The following is a 15812-nucleotide window of genomic DNA, read 5'->3' on the forward strand; positions in this document are numbered from 1 at the left end:
GCGCCACCCCAACAACAGTCGAAGATTCAATATCAAGAGTCATGCTTATCTCCTTGGATAGATCCTGATTCAGGATGAAAATGCCTACCGGCTGGGAGCCGCGGGTGCGGCTTCCTGGTGTGGGCCTGTTGGGTGTTGATCCCGACCTGCCCGGATGGATTCTCAGAACTGTTCACCTTTGTCAGAACTGTTCATCGTTGGTGCAAATAAGACTGTGCTGACGGTCCCTTCCGAACCTCGTCCGGTCCGGGAGGGACCATCTCCCGGTGTGATCCCGGCCACTAAATTCCGTCTGTGCAGTAAAAGCTACGCCATATAAAACATCTAGTCCAGCCTTTTTTATGGATTACTTCCATATGACTGAAGTTATTTCCGACAGCGCGGGCAAGATGGGCCGTCAGCCCGCCAGCAGCCAGTCGGATGCAGCCTTGCGGTAGCGGATGATGCCCTTGTATTCGGCCATGTCGTCCGGGAGTTCGGCCAGGACACGGCCAAACTTTTCGCGCCAGGTAGGGACCTTGGCGATGTCCCTGAGGGGCAGCAGGTAGCTGCGGATCAGGAAGAGCAGGACCCCGGTGTGGGGGAGCCGGATGAGGTGCTGGACCTCGACGCGGAGGTGGAGCTTGTCCGGCATGTCGGGATCGGTCGCGATGGTTCCCCGGTCCGGGCCCCATTCGGGGTAGGTTTCGGTGGAGGTGTCCAAGCGGTTGCCGACGGTCATGGTCCAGTTGGTGCGCCTGAACTGTTCGCCGGGCTGCAGACGCATGAGGAACTGTTCGGCCCGGCTGATGATGTTTTCTTCCTTCACGCGCGGGACGGGCCCGTGTATCTCGAGGAAGCTCATTCCGACGTCGAAATTGAAGGACCAGTCCGCGGCGAAGGTGACCAGGCCGGCGTCGAGCCACAGGGTGTTGTCCCGGACGTCGAGCAGGACGATGTCGTCCTGGATCTGGGTGCCAAGGAACCGCATCGGCTCCATGGGCAGCGAGTCGTCGTCACCGATGGTGAATTCGATGTCCAGGTCCTGCAGGCCGTTGTGCCAGCGGCACTTGTTCCCTTCGCGGTGGAAGGACATGATCTCCGGGTTTTCTGCGGCCATGGCGGGCAGCAGGGTCGCGATCGTGTCCCACACGGCGGGCCGCATGTGGGGCAGCACTGCCATGCGCGAAGGGTCACGGCCCAGGATCGCTTCGCGGTCCGCCAGTTCCTGGTGGTAGAACTCGTCTATATCGATCAGTCCGGCACCCCAGGCGCCGGCGTCCGTTGCCACGTTCTTGTTGGCCGGTTCGACGTTGGCGCTGTAACGGTACATGTCCCCGCTGAAGGGGAAGGGGAAGCGCCTGATGCGTTCCGGGAGGGTGGTGGTCTCAGTGTCTCTGTCGATGGTGATGCTCAAAGGTCCAACTCCAGTTCTGGGTCTTCGCTGCGTGAAACACAGCACATCATTGTCGTGTTCTCAGCCTTTTCCTGCTCGGTGAGGTAGAGATCCCGGTGCTGCGGGGTGCCCCGAAGGACCGGGAGGACGCATTCGCCGCAGATGCCCTTGCGGCACATGTTGGGGATGCTCTTGCCGGCGTTTTCGAGGGTCTCCAGCAGTGAAACACCGGCCGGCACGTCCAGCTTGATGCCGCTGCGGACCAGGTTCACGGTGAAGGGTTCGCCCTCATCCAGTTCAGCCGCGCCGAATGCTTCGGAATGCAGCCTGGCCGGTGACCACCCGAGCTCCCGCGCCTGTTCCAGGACTGCGTCCATGAAGTCGTTGGGGCCGCAGACGTAGAGGTGGGTTCCGAGGCCCTGGGTGGTGAGCTGTTCGGTCAGGACCTTCTGGAAACTGGTCCGGTTGCTGCATTCGGTGAGGGCCGGTCCCAGCAGCTCCCGCGCCTCCTCGACATGGGCTCCGGCCCCGGGCCGGTACACGTAGATCAGGGAGGAGGTGGTGCCCCGGTCGGCGGCGGCCCGTGCATGTGAGAGAACGGGCGTGATGCCGATGCCGGCAGCAATCAGCAGGTGGTGCGTGGCGGTTGACGCCGGGGCGAAGGCGCTGCGGGGCCGGGAGACATACACCAGGTCGCCGACGGCGAGCTGATGCATCGCCACCGAACCACCCGCACCGTCCTCGACCCGGAGGACCGAGATGGTGTATTCGGACGGGCCGTTGCCCGAGCCGGTGAGCGAATACGCATTCACGCCGCTGCCGTACTGGACGACCAGGTGGCTGCCCGGGACGTAGGACGGCAGTGTCCGGCCCGACGGGTCGGCCAGCGTGATGCTGACGATCGACTCCGTCTGAGGACTGATGTTGGTCACCTCAAGCTGGAGGCCGCCTTCCACCGCCGGGTGGGCGCTGATCGGGAGGGCCGTGATAGTCATGATGCCTCCTCGGCATGGGCTGCGTAGCCCAGGTACGCGCCCATCCGGCGCGAAAAGTGATCGGTGGTGGCCAGACTGGTGGCGCACCCGTTGCACTGCACCTCGGAGCCGGCAGGTCGTACAGTTTTGGTGGTCGTATGGCAGTGCGGGCAGTAAATTACCCGGGGGGCGGCCTCATCACTCAGGAGTGTGATCTCCTCCTGCTGCAGTCCGCATTCCGCTGCGGCGGCTGCGGCTGCACGGATATCCGCCGGAGGACCGGCGAGGACGAGGCGGACTCCGACGTGTGATCGTCCGAGTGCGGTCCTCAGCTCCGTGAGGGCCTCGTGGTTTGCAGCTGGGAAACGGAGGTCATGCCTGGGCTGGATACCGGTGTGATGACCCGCGGTGTCACCTGTGGCGCCAAAAGACGCACAGATGACACCGCGGAAACCAGGTTCCAGGCCTGTGCCTGCTGCCGGCGGCATGGACGCGGAACACATGGTCGGTCCTTACGGGGCGAAGGTGCGGTCGCCGGCGAAGAAGCCGAGGCCGTAGTCGGGGGTCTCGAACTTGACGGTCGTGCCTTTCGGGAAGAACAGCACGTCGCGCTCTTTGGCGTGGGTGACTTCGCCGGTGGTTTCGTCGGTGAGGATGAACTCGCCGGCGATGACGACCTTCATCTCGTCGTAGGTGTACGTGTACACCAGGGGCTCGGAGGCCTTCAGTTCGAAGAAGCCGGCGCTCATGACCGAGCCTTCGGGGTTGTGCAGCGAGTCGCCAATCGCAGCGACCGTGCCGGGCTCGTTCATCGACGGCAGACCGACGTAACCGCCTACTACCTTGTGGATGGATCCGGCCTTGCTCAGGGTTCCTACGAGGGAGGTTTCCATGGTTACTCCTGTGTGAATAGTGTGGTTGAGGTTTCGTCTGAACTGTTCGTCTTTGTCAGAACCGTTCGTCTTCGGGCGGGTGATGGAATTGCGCTGAAATCACCCCACGACCCCCGGTTAGGTCCGGGAGGGGATCTGCAAATCCGGCATTCTCTGCTCTCCAGAGACGCCAGCCGAGCTCTGCTCTGAGGTCTGCTGGTGTGATGCCGGTCACTGTTTTCGTCCCACAAGCAAACCTACTCCTCCTAATTCATCTAGTCCAGACCTTTTTTGGAATATTCACGTGTAAGGTCATTTTTGGCTTCGCGTGCGTAACGTTGGCGCTGCTGGTTGCCTCAGGCCGCAAGCCCGCCTGACCGCGTGTTTCAGCGGCAGGACCCTTGTTCACTGCTGTCCGCCTGCCAGTGGCTGAGGGCACTGCTGACGCTGTCAGAGGCCGAAAAGGTGCGTCCTGGAGGTATTCCAGACGGGGCTGGCCTTGCTGGGGGAGAGGGGCGGCGCCATGGCATAAAAGCCATGGCATAAAAACAGGAAGGCAAGACCGTCCTGGAACAGTCTTGCCTTCCTGTTTTGTTTGGGTCAGATCATCGGCAAGCTGACCGACGTCGGAGCAAAGTTAGGTGCCGGTGCTATCAGGTGGGATCTGGAACCTTCGCGGCGTTTTCGACGCCATAATCTGACGAGCGGTCCGTCGTTTTCCTCTGTCCGGCGCGGCGGGATTCACGTTGGGAGTACAGCCAGATCGGTATGTAGAGGGCCAGCACGAGGAAGCCAACCCAGGTTGAGGTCCAGCCGACCTCCAGGCTGTTCAGGTAGACGACACCAACCAGGCACAACGGCAGGTTGAACAGGCCGAAGAGCATGGCCACGTGCTTCCAGCCCCTGGGTGCCTTGAAAGGCCGCTCCAAGTGAGCAAAGGACGGGTGCTTCTTCGCCCGTACATAGGCGAACAGGCTGATGCCGTTGGCGCAGGTGTAGCCGATCGCCGATGCCGCAAGAATTGCCGCAGGCGTTCCCAGGGAAATAAGGACCAGGTTGAAGGCTGCAATGACCAGCATGGCAACAAACGGAGTTCCGTTGCGGTTCGTTTTGCCGAGGAACCTGGGAAGGTTGCCTTCTGCCGACATGGAATACATGGCGCGGGAGGAGCCCAAATAAGCCGTTTGAATGATCAGCACCATGGCAGCGATCAGCATGATGATGGTCACCATGGAGCCGGCTTCGCCAAAGACAGCCTGGGCCACCGGAATCAGCGGCGACACCGCTTCGGCCACCACGCCATCAACGCCAAGCACGCCGATAACCGCAGACTGGACCGCCACGAAGGAGAAGAAGCAGATGATGCCGCAGGCAAACAGCGCCTTGGACACATCTTTTGCCGGGTTCTTGTATTCAGGGCCGTAGATGGCGGCTGTTTCCCAGGCGCAGGCACTCCACTGGGCGATCGCGAAGATGCCAAAGAGGATCAGGACATGGTGCGCGTCCCAGGCCCAGTCAGTCGGCAGCCAGCTGCCGGTGATCTTGGACATGTCAACATGTCCGGTGGCAAAAGGTGCCGCTGTCAGGACCACCAGGGGGATGAGCGAAAAGGCCGCCAGGATGTATCCCAGAGTGGCGCCATCCTTGAGACCGAACCAGTTCACGACGAACAACAGTGTGAATATCACGAGACCTGCAATCAGCGAGAGCTGATATTCGGTGAAGGTCTCACCCAGCACTGGAAACAGCCCATGGAGGTAACCGCCGACCAGGATGGAAAAGATCGCAAGGACCGGGTTCCAGGCAAACCAGTAGCTCCAGGCGCTGAAGCCGCCGAGCAGTTTGCTCTTGTCGTACTTTCCTTTGTAGTTCTCCGTGCGGAATACGGCTTGGGCAAAGCCCGGCAGGCCAGAGGCCTTGGTGAACGTGGTGGCCATTTCAGCGTACGCAGTGCTCTGCAGGAAACCCTGAACGACCGACAACCCCCAGATGAGAATGGCTGCTGCCGACAAATACATCGGAAGGTAGCCCAACGATGGCAGAATCAGCAGGGGCACCCCCATGGCAATAGCCAAGCCCTGCTTCCAGTCGATCGACCTTTCCAGATTGTCGACTCCGTCGGAACGATTTTCACTCATAACAATCTCCCTTGGACAACTGAACGTTGTCAGATTTGTGTCTTGGTCCTGCGTGAGGTCGCAGGCCGGATGAGGAAGCACTTCCCGAATACGACACCTTTGTCCCGGTTCCGCCGCTTCAGGTCTGGCTCATCAATGAACGCATGGAAGCGAAGCCGCTTTCGGTGATCCCCTCTCCAACCCCGGCGGGTCGGCATTGAGCGCCGGATTCTTCGAGCTGAAGGCTTCCGAGCCGGCTAGGCACGCACGCATGCCGGCTCTCCTGTGAAACAGATCACTTCGAAGATTACTCCTTAAAGCTCCATTGCAATAGCTTTAATTTCGAAATCTCGTCCGAGACCGGGCCGCCTCCCGAAAATCGCCGCGGCTTGGCCCTGCCACCCTCCGTGAGGCAACAGTGCGATGTCACGCCGGCGCCACGGAGTGCGCCGCCTCGCTCAGTCTTGTCCCGCCTGGTCCGCGCAGTCGGGCGCAAACTGGGGCTTTACTCCCAGTCTGGGGCGAGAGATGTTCGCTTTCCGGCCAAGCGGCGGCCCGGGCTGAACGGAGGGCCCTGTGGGGCCCGGTGGGGGAGGCTGCCTGCGCAGGGGGCGACTAAAACGCCAGACGGGCCCGCCGGCCGCCGTTTCATTGCCTCTCGAGAAAGCTTCAGCCTTGAATGTTTTTGGACTACAAGCTGGCCAGCTTTTATGCCGGCAAGTGGGGCGGGACTTAGGGGGTGTAGATCAGGGAAAGCCCCAGATGCGGAACGTCCAGAGGCAGCCGGTGCTGCTCCGGAGATCCGGGTTTGATCCGTTCGCCCACCAAGTACATCCCGGAGTTGCCGAGAATGACGCGGTTGCTGGCGTTGATGAGGGCGGCGTTGCCCCGGATCAGGCGCAGGTAGGGCATGATGAGGGGTTCGAGGTCCTTGATCCGGATGTCGCATCCAGCAACCCCCGTGAAGGTTCCGTGGACAGAAATGGGGGCCGTGAACGTCAGGATGTATTCCTCGAAGCCGAGATAGTCGATGTACGGGCCCCAGAGGGTCTGTTCACCTGTGGACGCGGCAGTCGAGAAGAAGGGCAGCTTCTCATAGTCGTAGTACCGGTTGCTGCCCGGAGTGCGGTCAAGATCAAGCCGTTCGAGCGAGCCAGTTCCCTTGCGGGACCACCATTCCAGGGCCCGGCCGCCCTCTTCAACGAATTCATGGGCGAAGAACGTCCCGGCCCCGACGGCGAAAGCGTTCTTTGCCAGGAAATCCCGCGAGAGCTTCTCCAGTCCGGCCAAGGCACCCTTGTCGACCTTGGGCTTGTCCACGAGATTTCGTTCAAGCAGCGAGGCGACGTTGCGGGAAAGCTCCTCGATCTCGGTGGCGACTCCCTTGGTCCACGAAGTGAGGGCGTTGGCGGCGTGTACGACTTCATTGTCGGGCTTCATCAGGTTCCTGAATTGATTGGCTGTATCCGAGGGTCAGTTTCGTGTCAATGAGGTGAAAAATATTCCGCCTGATGTGCTCAAGCGCCAGTTTCTGGGCCTTCTCCGGTTGGTCCTGGGCTACGGCCCGGACCAGTTCCAAGTGTTCAGCGGTTGCCGTTTCGGGGTCAAGTGCTACACCGAGGGGAGCCCACAGCTGTTGGACTGACTCTTCCTGGAGCCGGATTTCTGCATTGGCCAACCGCGGTGATTGTGCAGACACTGCCAGCTCGATATGGAAGCGGCTGTCAGCAGATGCACGGACCTCGGGGGTCCTGGCCAGAACCAATGCCCGGGCAAGTTCCTGGAGCCGCTCAAAGTCGTGCGGTTCCGCACGCTCACATGCCAGACGAATGGTTGTAGCGGCAATAGCTGAGTGTTCGTCGCCGATGTCGCGTATCTCGGAGATGGACGTCGAGAGGAACCAATCGCGTATCGCGTCTGTCTGGGTCTGGGGCTGCCTGACCACAAAGGATCCGCCGCTTCGGCCTCTGCGGGTCTCAACGATTCCGCGCTCGCGCAGTTCTCCCAAAGCTTCACGAAGGGTTGCGCCACCCACTCCGAACATGTCCGATAGCGCGGCTTCGGGAGGCAAACGTTCGCCTACCTTGATCAGCCCTAGCGCGATGGCCGTGGAAATCCTGTCGACGATCGCATCGGCCCGCTCGATTTCGGGCAGGGACCTGTATATCTGCGACTCGAATGGGGTCGGCGAGGCCAAAAGTCTGCGCTCCGAACATGGGCTACGGGTTGGGGCTAATACTACAGTCCGGGAGTACTTAAAGGGCTTTGATCTCCTACAGAGCCTTTGGATTTTCCCGGCCCCAAGCGTCCTGCCCAACCGAGGACCAATCCTTAAGGGTAGTAAGAACTGTCAGAAAACAGTGTTACCCCCACCCGTTTGCTTCGGAATTATGGATACCAACCAGAAAGCATCCACTCGGCTGCTACAGGCCGATGGCCGAATCGAAGGGAAAAATCGTGAATCCGACAGCAACCGCGACGACTGCGGTGTACAGCACCACGGAAGACATTGTGCGCAACTTGTCCCTCGTCAAGGACGAGATCTCGGCCACGGTGGCCAAAATCGACGAGCAGCAGGTAGCCACGCTGGCGCGGCACATCAACCTGACGGGCCGCATCTTCGTCGCCGGGGCGGGCCGCAGCGGCCTGGTCCTGCGCATGGCTGCCATGAGGCTGATGCACCTGGGCTTGAACGTCCACGTGGCCGGCGACACCACCACGCCCGCCATCGCCTCCGGTGACCTCCTCCTGGTGGCCTCCGGATCGGGAACGACCTCGGGTGTGGTCAAGGCGGCAGAGACTGCGGCCAAGGCCGGAGCGCGGATTGCCGCGTTCACCACCAACCCGGACTCCCCGCTCGCCGGTCTGGCCGATGCAGTGGTGATCATTCCCGCAGCCCAGAAGACCGACCACGGCACCAGCGTGTCCCGCCAGTACGCCGGGTCCCTGTTCGAGCAGGCGCTCTTCGTGGCCACCGAGGCTATCTTCCAGTCGCTCTGGGACAACGACGCCCAGCCGGCTGAGGAGCTGTGGCTGCGCCACGCCAACCTCGAGTAAGAGCAGACCCCCAGGGTCGCTCTTTTGCACCTAACGTTTTCCACACCCAATTGCAGTTCACAACAGAAAGAAACAAAACACCATGAAGCTCCAAGTTGCCATTGACCTTCTGACCACCGAAGCTGCCCTCGAGCTGGCCGGCAAGGTTGCCGAGCACGTTGACATCATCGAACTGGGCACCCCGCTGATCAAGGCCGAAGGCCTCTCCGTCATCACCGCCGTGAAGAACGCCCACCCGGAGAAGATCGTCTTCGCCGACCTGAAGACCATGGACGCCGGTGAACTCGAAGCCGACATCGCCTTCAAGGCCGGCGCCGACCTGGTTACCGTTCTCGGCTCCGCCGATGACTCCACCATTGCCGGTGCGGTCAAGGCAGCCCAGGCCCACAACAAGGGCGTTGTCGTTGACCTCATCGGCATCGAGGACAAGGTCACCCGTGCCAAGGAAGTCCGCGCCCTGGGTGCGAAGTTCGTTGAGATGCACGCCGGCCTGGACGAGCAGGCCAAGCCCGGCTTCGACCTGAACGGTCTGCTCCGCGCCGGTGCCGAGGCCCGTGTTCCGTTCTCCGTGGCAGGCGGCGTGAAGCTGGCCACCATCGGTGACGTCCAGAAGGCCGGCGCCGACGTCGCCGTCGCCGGCGGCGCCATCTACGGTGCCGAGGATCCCGCACAGGCCGCGAAGGAACTCCGCGCCGCCATCGTCTAATCACCCGGTTGACCATGTCGTTCCGCGCTGTTGAAAGGCGCGGAACGCCGCCTACGACTGCGGCCCCCTGCGACGTCAGGGGGCCGCAGTCGTAGGGATAGGGAAACGGTTTGCCGCTCGTGACCGTCGGTCGACGGGGCACCGCCCGTCGAAAATTAGAAGGCAACAATGTCTGTTACTTACCTTGATTCGGGTGTGAGGTCCGGGCAGAATCCGCTCCGGGACCCGCGCGACCGCCGCCTGTCCCGCGTGGCGGGCCCATCGTCCCTGGTGCTCTTTGGCGTAACCGGAGACCTGGCACGCAAAAAGCTTTTGCCGGCCATCTACGACCTCGCAAACCGCGGACTGCTGCCGCCGAGCTTTGCGCTGGTGGGTTTCGGGCGGCGGGACTGGGGCAATGAGGACTTCGCCGCTGAGGTGAAGGACGCGGTGACGTCCTACGCACGCACGCCGTTTGACGAGGCGGTCTGGAACCAGCTGTCCGAGGGCATCCGGTTCGTGCAGGGCGCGTTCGACGACGACGCCGCCTTTGAGCAGCTTTCCGCCACTCTCGCCGGGCTGGACGAGCAGCGCGGCACCCGGGGCAACCATGCGTTCTACCTGTCGATCCCGCCGAAGGCTTTCGAGCAGGTCTGCCGGCAGCTGTCCAAGCACGGGCTGGCGCAGGCCGAGGGCGAGAAGTGGCGGCGCGTGGTGATCGAGAAGCCCTTCGGCCATGACCTCGAATCGGCCCGGCAGCTCAATGACATCGTCGAGTCGGTGTTCCCGCAGGATGCGGTGTTCCGGATCGACCATTACCTGGGCAAGGAAACGGTCCAGAACATCCTGGCGCTGCGTTTCGTCAACCAGCTGTTCGAACCGCTGTGGAACGCGAAGTACGTGGACCACGTCCAGATCACCATGGCCGAGGACATCGGCACCGGCGGCCGCGCCGGATACTACGACGGCGTGGGCGCGGCCCGCGACGTGATCCAGAACCACCTGCTGCAGCTGCTCGCGCTGACCGCGATGGAGGAACCCATCTCCTTCAACGCCGATGACCTGCGCGCGGAAAAGGAAAAGGTCCTCGCCGCCGTCCGGCTTCCGGAGGACCTCTCCACCCACTCGGCCCGCGGGCAGTTCGCCGGCGGCTGGCAGGGCGGGGAACAGGTGCAGGGGTACCTGGAGGAGGAAGGCATCCCGGCCGACTCCACCACCGAAACCTACGCGGCGATCCGCGTGGACATCAACACCCGGCGCTGGTCCGGAGTGCCGTTCTACCTGCGCGCGGGCAAGCGGCTGGGCCGGCGGGTCACCGAAATCGCGGTCGTGTTCAAGCGGGCACCGAACCTGCTGTTCCGCGACCACACCGATGATAATTTTGGGCAGAACGCCGTGGTGATCCGGGTCCAGCCCGATGAGGGCGCAACGATCCGCTTCGGCTCCAAGGTCCCTGGCACCCAGGCGGAAGTCCGGGACGTGACCATGGACTTCGGTTACGGGCATTCCTTCACGGAATCCAGCCCCGAGGCGTACGAGCGGCTGATCCTGGACGTGCTCCTGGGCGAGCCGCCGCTGTTCCCGCGCCACCAGGAGGTGGAGCTGTCCTGGAAAATCCTGGACCCGTTCGAGAGATACTGGGCCAGCCTGGGCGAACAGCCCGAGCCCTATGCGCCCGGCAGCTGGGGCCCTGCCTCCGCTGATGAGCTGCTAGCCCGTGATGGGCGCACCTGGAGAAGGCCATGATTGTAGATCTGCCAAACACCACTACTTCAAAAGTTTCCAAGAGGATCCAGTCCCTGCGCGAACAGGGCGGCGTGATCGCCCTTGGCCGCGTCATGACTCTGGTAGTCATCACCAAGTCGGGACTGGAAGAAGAAGCCATCGCGGCGGCCAATGAGGCCAGCCGCGAGCACCCCTGCCGGATCATCGTGCTCGCCGCGGGCTCACCGGAAGAGTCCACCCGGCTGGACGCCCAGATCCGGGTCGGCGGGGACGCCGGTGCGTCCGAGGTCATCGTGCTGCGCGGCTACGGGGAACTTGCCGCAGAGAGCGAGTCCCTCGTCGCAGCCCTGCTGCTGCCTGACGCGCCAATCGTGGCCTGGTGGCCGCACGGTGCACCGGACAATGCCAGCGAAACCTCAATCGGACGCATCGCCCACCGCAGGATCACGGACTCCGCGAACGAGACGGACCCGCAGCGGGCCCTGGAGAATATCCGCCGCACTTACAAAGCCGGTGACACCGACCTTGCCTGGACCCGGCTGACGAACTGGCGGATCCAGCTTGCCGCCGTCCTGGACCAGCCGGACACCACGCCGGTTACCGCCGTCGCCGTCGAAGGCGCCTCCGATTCCCCCAGCACGATCCTGCTGGCCACCTGGCTGCAACGGGCCCTGAACGCCCGCGTCACCATCGTCGCGCACCCGGCCGGCACCGGGATCCGGGGTGTTCGGCTTTCCCGGTCCTCCGGTGACATCCGGCTGTTCCGGCCCGGATCCGCCGTCGCCGAACTGACCCAGCCCGGGCAGCCTGCACAGCGGATCTCCCTGCAGCGCCGCAGTCTTGAAGACTGCCTCATCGAGGAACTCCGCCGCCTCGACCCGGACGAGGTGTTCGGTGAAACGGTCCGTAGCCTTGGCAGTTCCCAGGTGCTGTACCAAGAAAGCGTCTTTGAGCAGGCCAACCTGGAGCTGGACGCATTCGGGGTGCCGGCATGAGTGCTGGCCAGGTATCCCAGTAGGCAGAGCTCCCCTCCAGCTTCAAGTCAGATTCTTCCAGTCAGAACAGGAGGGGAGCGAGCCTGGTGCTCACTTCCCGGGCAGCTGCGGCGTGCTCGTAGATAGTGGTGAACCGTTCTGAGGGGCCGGAGAGGCAGAGGGCTGCGCCGGCGGGGCTGTTGGGCAGTCCTACCGGAAGTGCCAGACTCGCTGACCCTTGTGCCAGTTCATTGATTTCCGAGGCCTCGCCTTTGAGCCTTATTTCCGCCAGCTGCGCTTCCAGCCGGCCAGTGTCCGTGATGGTGTGCTGTGTCAGCTTTGTTAATGGCCCTCTCGGAAGAAGGGCAGCCGAATCGCCCAGTTCGGCGAGCATCAGTTTTCCTGCCGCAGAGGCATGTGGATAACGGAGCATTTCGAAAGCTGAATGGAGCGGATAGTCCCGGTCTTCATCGGCAATTCTGAGGGAAGCGTTGCGGAACATGATGAGGTGCACCGCGAAACGGTTTCCGCGGCGGAACTCTTCTATTACCGTCCGGGCAGCAGTGGGAACGGTGGGCGGGTTGGCAGCGGTAACGAGTCCAGAAATCGCGTGTCCGAGCGCGAAGCCGCGGAGGTCGGAGGTGCGGGCCAGATATTCGTCCGCCACCAGGGAATTGAGCACGCGGTAGGCGGTTGCCTGTGGCATCTGCAGGGCGTCAGTGATCTCTTTCGCAGTGGTCCCCGTGCCGTACTGTGCTACAACTTCCAGGATCTTGAGCGGGTTTGACGCTGTGCTGGGCTTGGAGGTGGGCCGGTAGTAGTTCATGGAGTGGGCCTGCCCTGAAACAGGTCCAGTTCCCGGGTCTCGTCGTAGATGCCCACAGATTCCAGACGCTTGGGAAAACGGAGGCGAAGGAACGTAGCGTAAAGCACGCTGGCGAGCAGGACGCCGGCGTAGACGACGGTCTGCAGGCTGCCTGTGCGAATCGACGCCGCCGCAGCCGTCCAGAACAACGCTCCGACGGCCAGCGTCGTTATGCCGCCCACTATCCAGCTGGAGTAGGTACTCTCCCCGATGCGGCGCAGGAAGAAGGGCAGGGACGCGCTGGCCAGGATATAAGACCCGAGGTATCCGTAGGCGCCCAGCGTCAGGAGGCTCACGAGCCCCTGGTAAGGACTGACACCTGAGATGATGACCACGACGGGAACGGCGGCAACCACCGGCATTACCGACAGGATTGCCATCGAAGGGGTCCGAAAGACGGGATGGGTCCTGCCGGCTATTTTCGGCGCGACGCCTTCCCTGCCCATGCAGAAAAATATTCGGGCGAGGGCGTTCACAGAGGCGATCGCGCACGCAAACCACGATGCTGCGATCCCCAGGTCAAGGACCGCAGCGGCCGCGGGGGAAGTCTGGGAAAACAGGTCAGACAACGGAGTGGAGCTCGTTGCGATGTCTAAGGGTGCCTCTTTCAGGGCGGCGTCCTGGGCGGTCACGGCAAGAATGCAAAGTGCACCCATGAGGATGGGCGTCCACGTGATGGCACGGGGGACGGTGGCAAAGGGTCTCTGCGCTTCCCCTCCCAGAGTGGTCGGGCTTTCGAAGCCAACAAAGGCACTCACGGCCACGACGATTCCGATGGGTAACGCGTCAAAATTTCCGTTCCAGGTAAACACGTTACCCAGATTGAACTTCGACGGGTTGAAGACGAAGTAGACGGTCATGAGGACGGCCAGCACTCCGATTGAGATCGTTTCCATCAGCAGCGTGAACCACGCCGATATGCGGATACCTCTGACCATGAGGAGAGAGGCGCCGGCCGCGGCGGCGAGAACGACCAGGACCGTGAAGATTTTGGAGTCCGCGGCGGGAACCCCAAGGTTGGTGAACATCTGGGCGACGTATATGCCAACGAGCAGCAGGCTGGCCATGGCCACAAGACCGTAACCGAACATGGCGGACCACCCGGCGGTGATCGCCGTGCGCTGGCCAAGTCCCTTGGCCGTGTAACTGTAGAGACCGCTGACGGCTGCCATCCGCTTCGCCATTGGTCTGAGGCAGAAGGCCACCAGGACCATGACGGCCATGGCTACGCCGAATGTCACCACAGGGTTCGGTCCATTGGATCCAAAAGCAAGACCGGGGAAGACAAGAGCCGGAATGACGGACATTGCGCCCGCCGGTGCCACAGCGGCAACTGCCTGCGCGAAGACAGGCAAGAAGGAAAGATTCCGGCGGCGGAGACCCTCCACCGGAGAACGGGGAGTGATGAAGCGATCACCGCGTGCAGACACTGGGTACCAACTCTCCCTTCGGATGGGCGCGCTCGCCTTGCCCGAAGGCGCAAGTCATCGAGCCAAGGTGCAGAACATTAGCATTTCCGCGCCGCCAGCGATAGGCGTCTGCGTGTTTCCGAATGTTTCCAACATGTTAACTGGAGTGAGAATTTATGCTCCCGAATTTCTCATGTAAATCTTTATGAAAGCCTCGCCTAAACCAATTCGCTCGCGTAGTTTTGCTTCTTGTAAGGCAAGCAAGTGACCTGCATCACAGGAGTAGGGCTCGGTGCAGAGCTCGGCTGACCCTCTAGGAACAGAGGACGTTCACTTGCAACGGTGATGGACAGTTCTGACAAAGACGAACAGTTCCCAGAATCCACCGATTGTGTCTTTTAGCCCCACGGCCACACCAGCCACCGGGCCGGGCACGAGTTCCAGGCCAGGCGTGTAGGTCAACAACCACCATGACCACCCCTCGGCTGCTTCGAGGCCCGTACCGGGAGCGCTTCCGCTTCCAGCCGGTAGGCATTTTCATCCTGAATCAGGATCTATCCAAGGAGATAAGCATGACTCTTGATATTGAATCTTCGACTGTTGTTGGGGTGGCGCATCCGTTGGATCCGTTGTCGCGGGAGGAGATTGCGCGTGCGGTGGGGATTTTGAAGGCTGGTCCTGCTGCGGCGGAGTCGTTCCGTTTTATCAGTGTTGAGCTGCGTGAGCCTTCGAAGGCTGATCTGCGCAATGGTGTGCAGGTGGTCCGTGAGGCGGACGCGGTGCTGGTGGACCGGGCGGTCGCGCGGTCGTACGAGGCGGTCGTGAACCTGGAGACGGGCACGGTGGATGCGTGGAAGCAGCTGGCGGAGAATGTCCAGCCGCCGTTCATGCTGGATGAGTTCGCCGAGTGCGAGGAGGCGTGCCGGAAGGACCCGAACGTTATCGCCGCCCTGGCCAAGCGGGGCCTGACGGACCTGGACCTGGTCTGCTTCGAGCCGTGGTCGGTGGGGTATTTCGGTGAGGACAACGAGGGCCGGCGCCTGATGCGTGCCCTGGTCTTCGTCCGGGACGAGGCCGATGACAGCCCGTACGCGCACCCGATCGAGAACTTCATTGTCTTCTATGACCTGAACGCCGGGGAGGTCGTCAAGCTCGAGGACGACCAGAAGATCCCCGTGCCCTCTGCCCGGGGCAACTACCTGCCCAAGTACGTCGGCCCGGCCCGCACGGACCTGAAGCCGATCGAGATCACCCAGCCCGAGGGCGCCTCCTTCCAGGTCACCGGCAACCACGTGCGCTGGGCCGACTGGTCCTTCCGGGTCGGTTTCACCCCCCGTGAAGGCCTGGTCCTGCACCAGCTGAAATTCCGTGACCAGGACGTGGACCGCCCGGTCATCAACCGTGCCTCCCTCTCGGAAATGGTGGTCCCGTACGGTGACACCGCCCCGGTACAGGCGAAGAAGAACGCGTTCGATTCCGGTGAGTACAACATCGGCAACATGGCCAACTCCCTGACCCTGGGCTGTGACTGCCTGGGCGAGATCAAGTACTTCGACGGTCACTCCGTCGATTCCCTGGGCAACCCGTGGACGATCGAGAACGCGATCTGCATGCACGAAGAAGACGACTCGATCCTGTGGAAGCACTTCGACTTCCGCGAAGGCACCGCCGAGACCCGCCGCAACCGCAAGCTCGTGATCTCCTTCATCGCCACGGTCGCGAACTACGAATACGCCTTCTACTGGCACCTGTTCCTGGA

General features: G+C 62.2%; 13 protein-coding genes and 1 pseudogene. 5 read left to right on the top strand and 9 right to left on the bottom strand.

What is annotated here, in order from left to right:
• Window positions 1–397: 397 nt before the first annotated feature.
• The 7 genes from ACFTR6_RS21550 to ACFTR6_RS21580 form a co-directional block, all read right to left on the bottom strand.
• Window positions 398–1396: a DUF3445 domain-containing protein gene (locus ACFTR6_RS21550; protein ID WP_172411879.1), complete on the bottom strand. Its 999-nt coding sequence runs from the start codon at window positions 1394–1396 to the stop codon at window positions 398–400.
• Complete coding sequence (locus ACFTR6_RS21555; RefSeq protein ID WP_076799347.1) at window positions 1393–2370, bottom strand: PDR/VanB family oxidoreductase; 978 nt, start codon at window positions 2368–2370, stop codon at window positions 1393–1395. The genes ACFTR6_RS21550 and ACFTR6_RS21555 overlap by 4 nt, the downstream gene beginning before the upstream one ends.
• A complete protein-coding gene (locus tag ACFTR6_RS21560; protein WP_076799346.1) occupies window positions 2367–2852 on the bottom strand; it encodes a dimethylamine monooxygenase subunit DmmA family protein in 486 nt (161 codons plus the stop codon). The genes ACFTR6_RS21555 and ACFTR6_RS21560 overlap by 4 nt, the downstream gene beginning before the upstream one ends.
• A gap of 9 nt (window positions 2853–2861) precedes the next feature.
• A complete protein-coding gene (locus ACFTR6_RS21565) occupies window positions 2862–3242 on the bottom strand; it encodes a cupin domain-containing protein (RefSeq protein WP_377959416.1) in 381 nt (126 codons plus the stop codon).
• Window positions 3243–3874: 632 nt separating this feature from the next.
• A complete protein-coding gene (locus ACFTR6_RS21570) occupies window positions 3875–5359 on the bottom strand; it encodes an APC family permease (RefSeq protein ID WP_076799344.1) in 1485 nt (494 codons plus the stop codon).
• A 711-nt stretch (window positions 5360–6070) separates the two neighbouring features.
• Entirely contained in the window at window positions 6071–6778 is a 708-nt protein-coding gene (locus tag ACFTR6_RS21575) for a cache domain-containing protein (RefSeq protein WP_377959417.1), read from the bottom strand.
• Window positions 6762–7535, bottom strand: coding sequence for a FadR/GntR family transcriptional regulator (locus tag ACFTR6_RS21580; RefSeq protein WP_076799342.1), 774 nt, complete (start codon window positions 7533–7535; stop codon window positions 6762–6764). Before ACFTR6_RS21580 ends, ACFTR6_RS21575 begins: the two co-directional genes overlap by 17 nt.
• Window positions 7536–7795: 260 nt before the next feature.
• On the opposite strand from ACFTR6_RS21580, the gene hxlB reads away from it, so the two are divergent.
• The 4 genes from hxlB to ACFTR6_RS21600 all read left to right on the top strand — a co-directional run bounded on the left by hxlB (window position 7796) and on the right by ACFTR6_RS21600 (window position 11800).
• The gene (gene hxlB / locus ACFTR6_RS21585) at window positions 7796–8395 is read left to right on the top strand and encodes a 6-phospho-3-hexuloisomerase (protein WP_087874713.1); all 600 of its coding nucleotides are present in this window, start codon (window positions 7796–7798) and stop codon (window positions 8393–8395) included.
• 82 nt (window positions 8396–8477) lie between these two features.
• Entirely contained in the window at window positions 8478–9101 is a 624-nt protein-coding gene (gene hxlA, locus ACFTR6_RS21590) for a 3-hexulose-6-phosphate synthase (RefSeq protein WP_076799340.1), read from the top strand.
• Between the two features lie 168 nt (window positions 9102–9269).
• The gene (gene zwf / locus ACFTR6_RS21595) at window positions 9270–10826 is read left to right on the top strand and encodes a glucose-6-phosphate dehydrogenase (protein WP_377959418.1); all 1557 of its coding nucleotides are present in this window, start codon (window positions 9270–9272) and stop codon (window positions 10824–10826) included.
• Entirely contained in the window at window positions 10823–11800 is a 978-nt protein-coding gene (locus tag ACFTR6_RS21600; protein ID WP_377959419.1) for a glucose-6-phosphate dehydrogenase assembly protein OpcA, read from the top strand. Before zwf ends, ACFTR6_RS21600 begins: the two co-directional genes overlap by 4 nt.
• 61 nt (window positions 11801–11861) lie before the next feature.
• On the opposite strand, the gene ACFTR6_RS21605 is transcribed toward ACFTR6_RS21600, so the two are convergent.
• Both ACFTR6_RS21605 and ACFTR6_RS21610 read right to left on the bottom strand, forming a co-directional pair.
• Window positions 11862–12605, bottom strand: a complete 744-nt coding sequence (locus ACFTR6_RS21605) for an IclR family transcriptional regulator (RefSeq protein ID WP_377959420.1) — start codon at window positions 12603–12605, stop codon at window positions 11862–11864.
• Window positions 12602–14074, bottom strand: coding sequence for an APC family permease (locus ACFTR6_RS21610; protein ID WP_377959421.1), 1473 nt, complete (start codon window positions 14072–14074; stop codon window positions 12602–12604). Before ACFTR6_RS21610 ends, ACFTR6_RS21605 begins: the two co-directional genes overlap by 4 nt.
• Window positions 14075–14625: 551 nt before the next feature.
• Here ACFTR6_RS21610 and ACFTR6_RS21615 point away from each other — a divergent pair.
• Window positions 14626–15812, top strand: a pseudogene (locus ACFTR6_RS21615) (tyramine oxidase); the annotation flags it as partial.

This window comes from Arthrobacter sp. NPDC057009, from assembly GCF_042673905.1.
Taxonomy (GTDB): domain Bacteria; phylum Actinomycetota; class Actinomycetes; order Actinomycetales; family Micrococcaceae; genus Arthrobacter.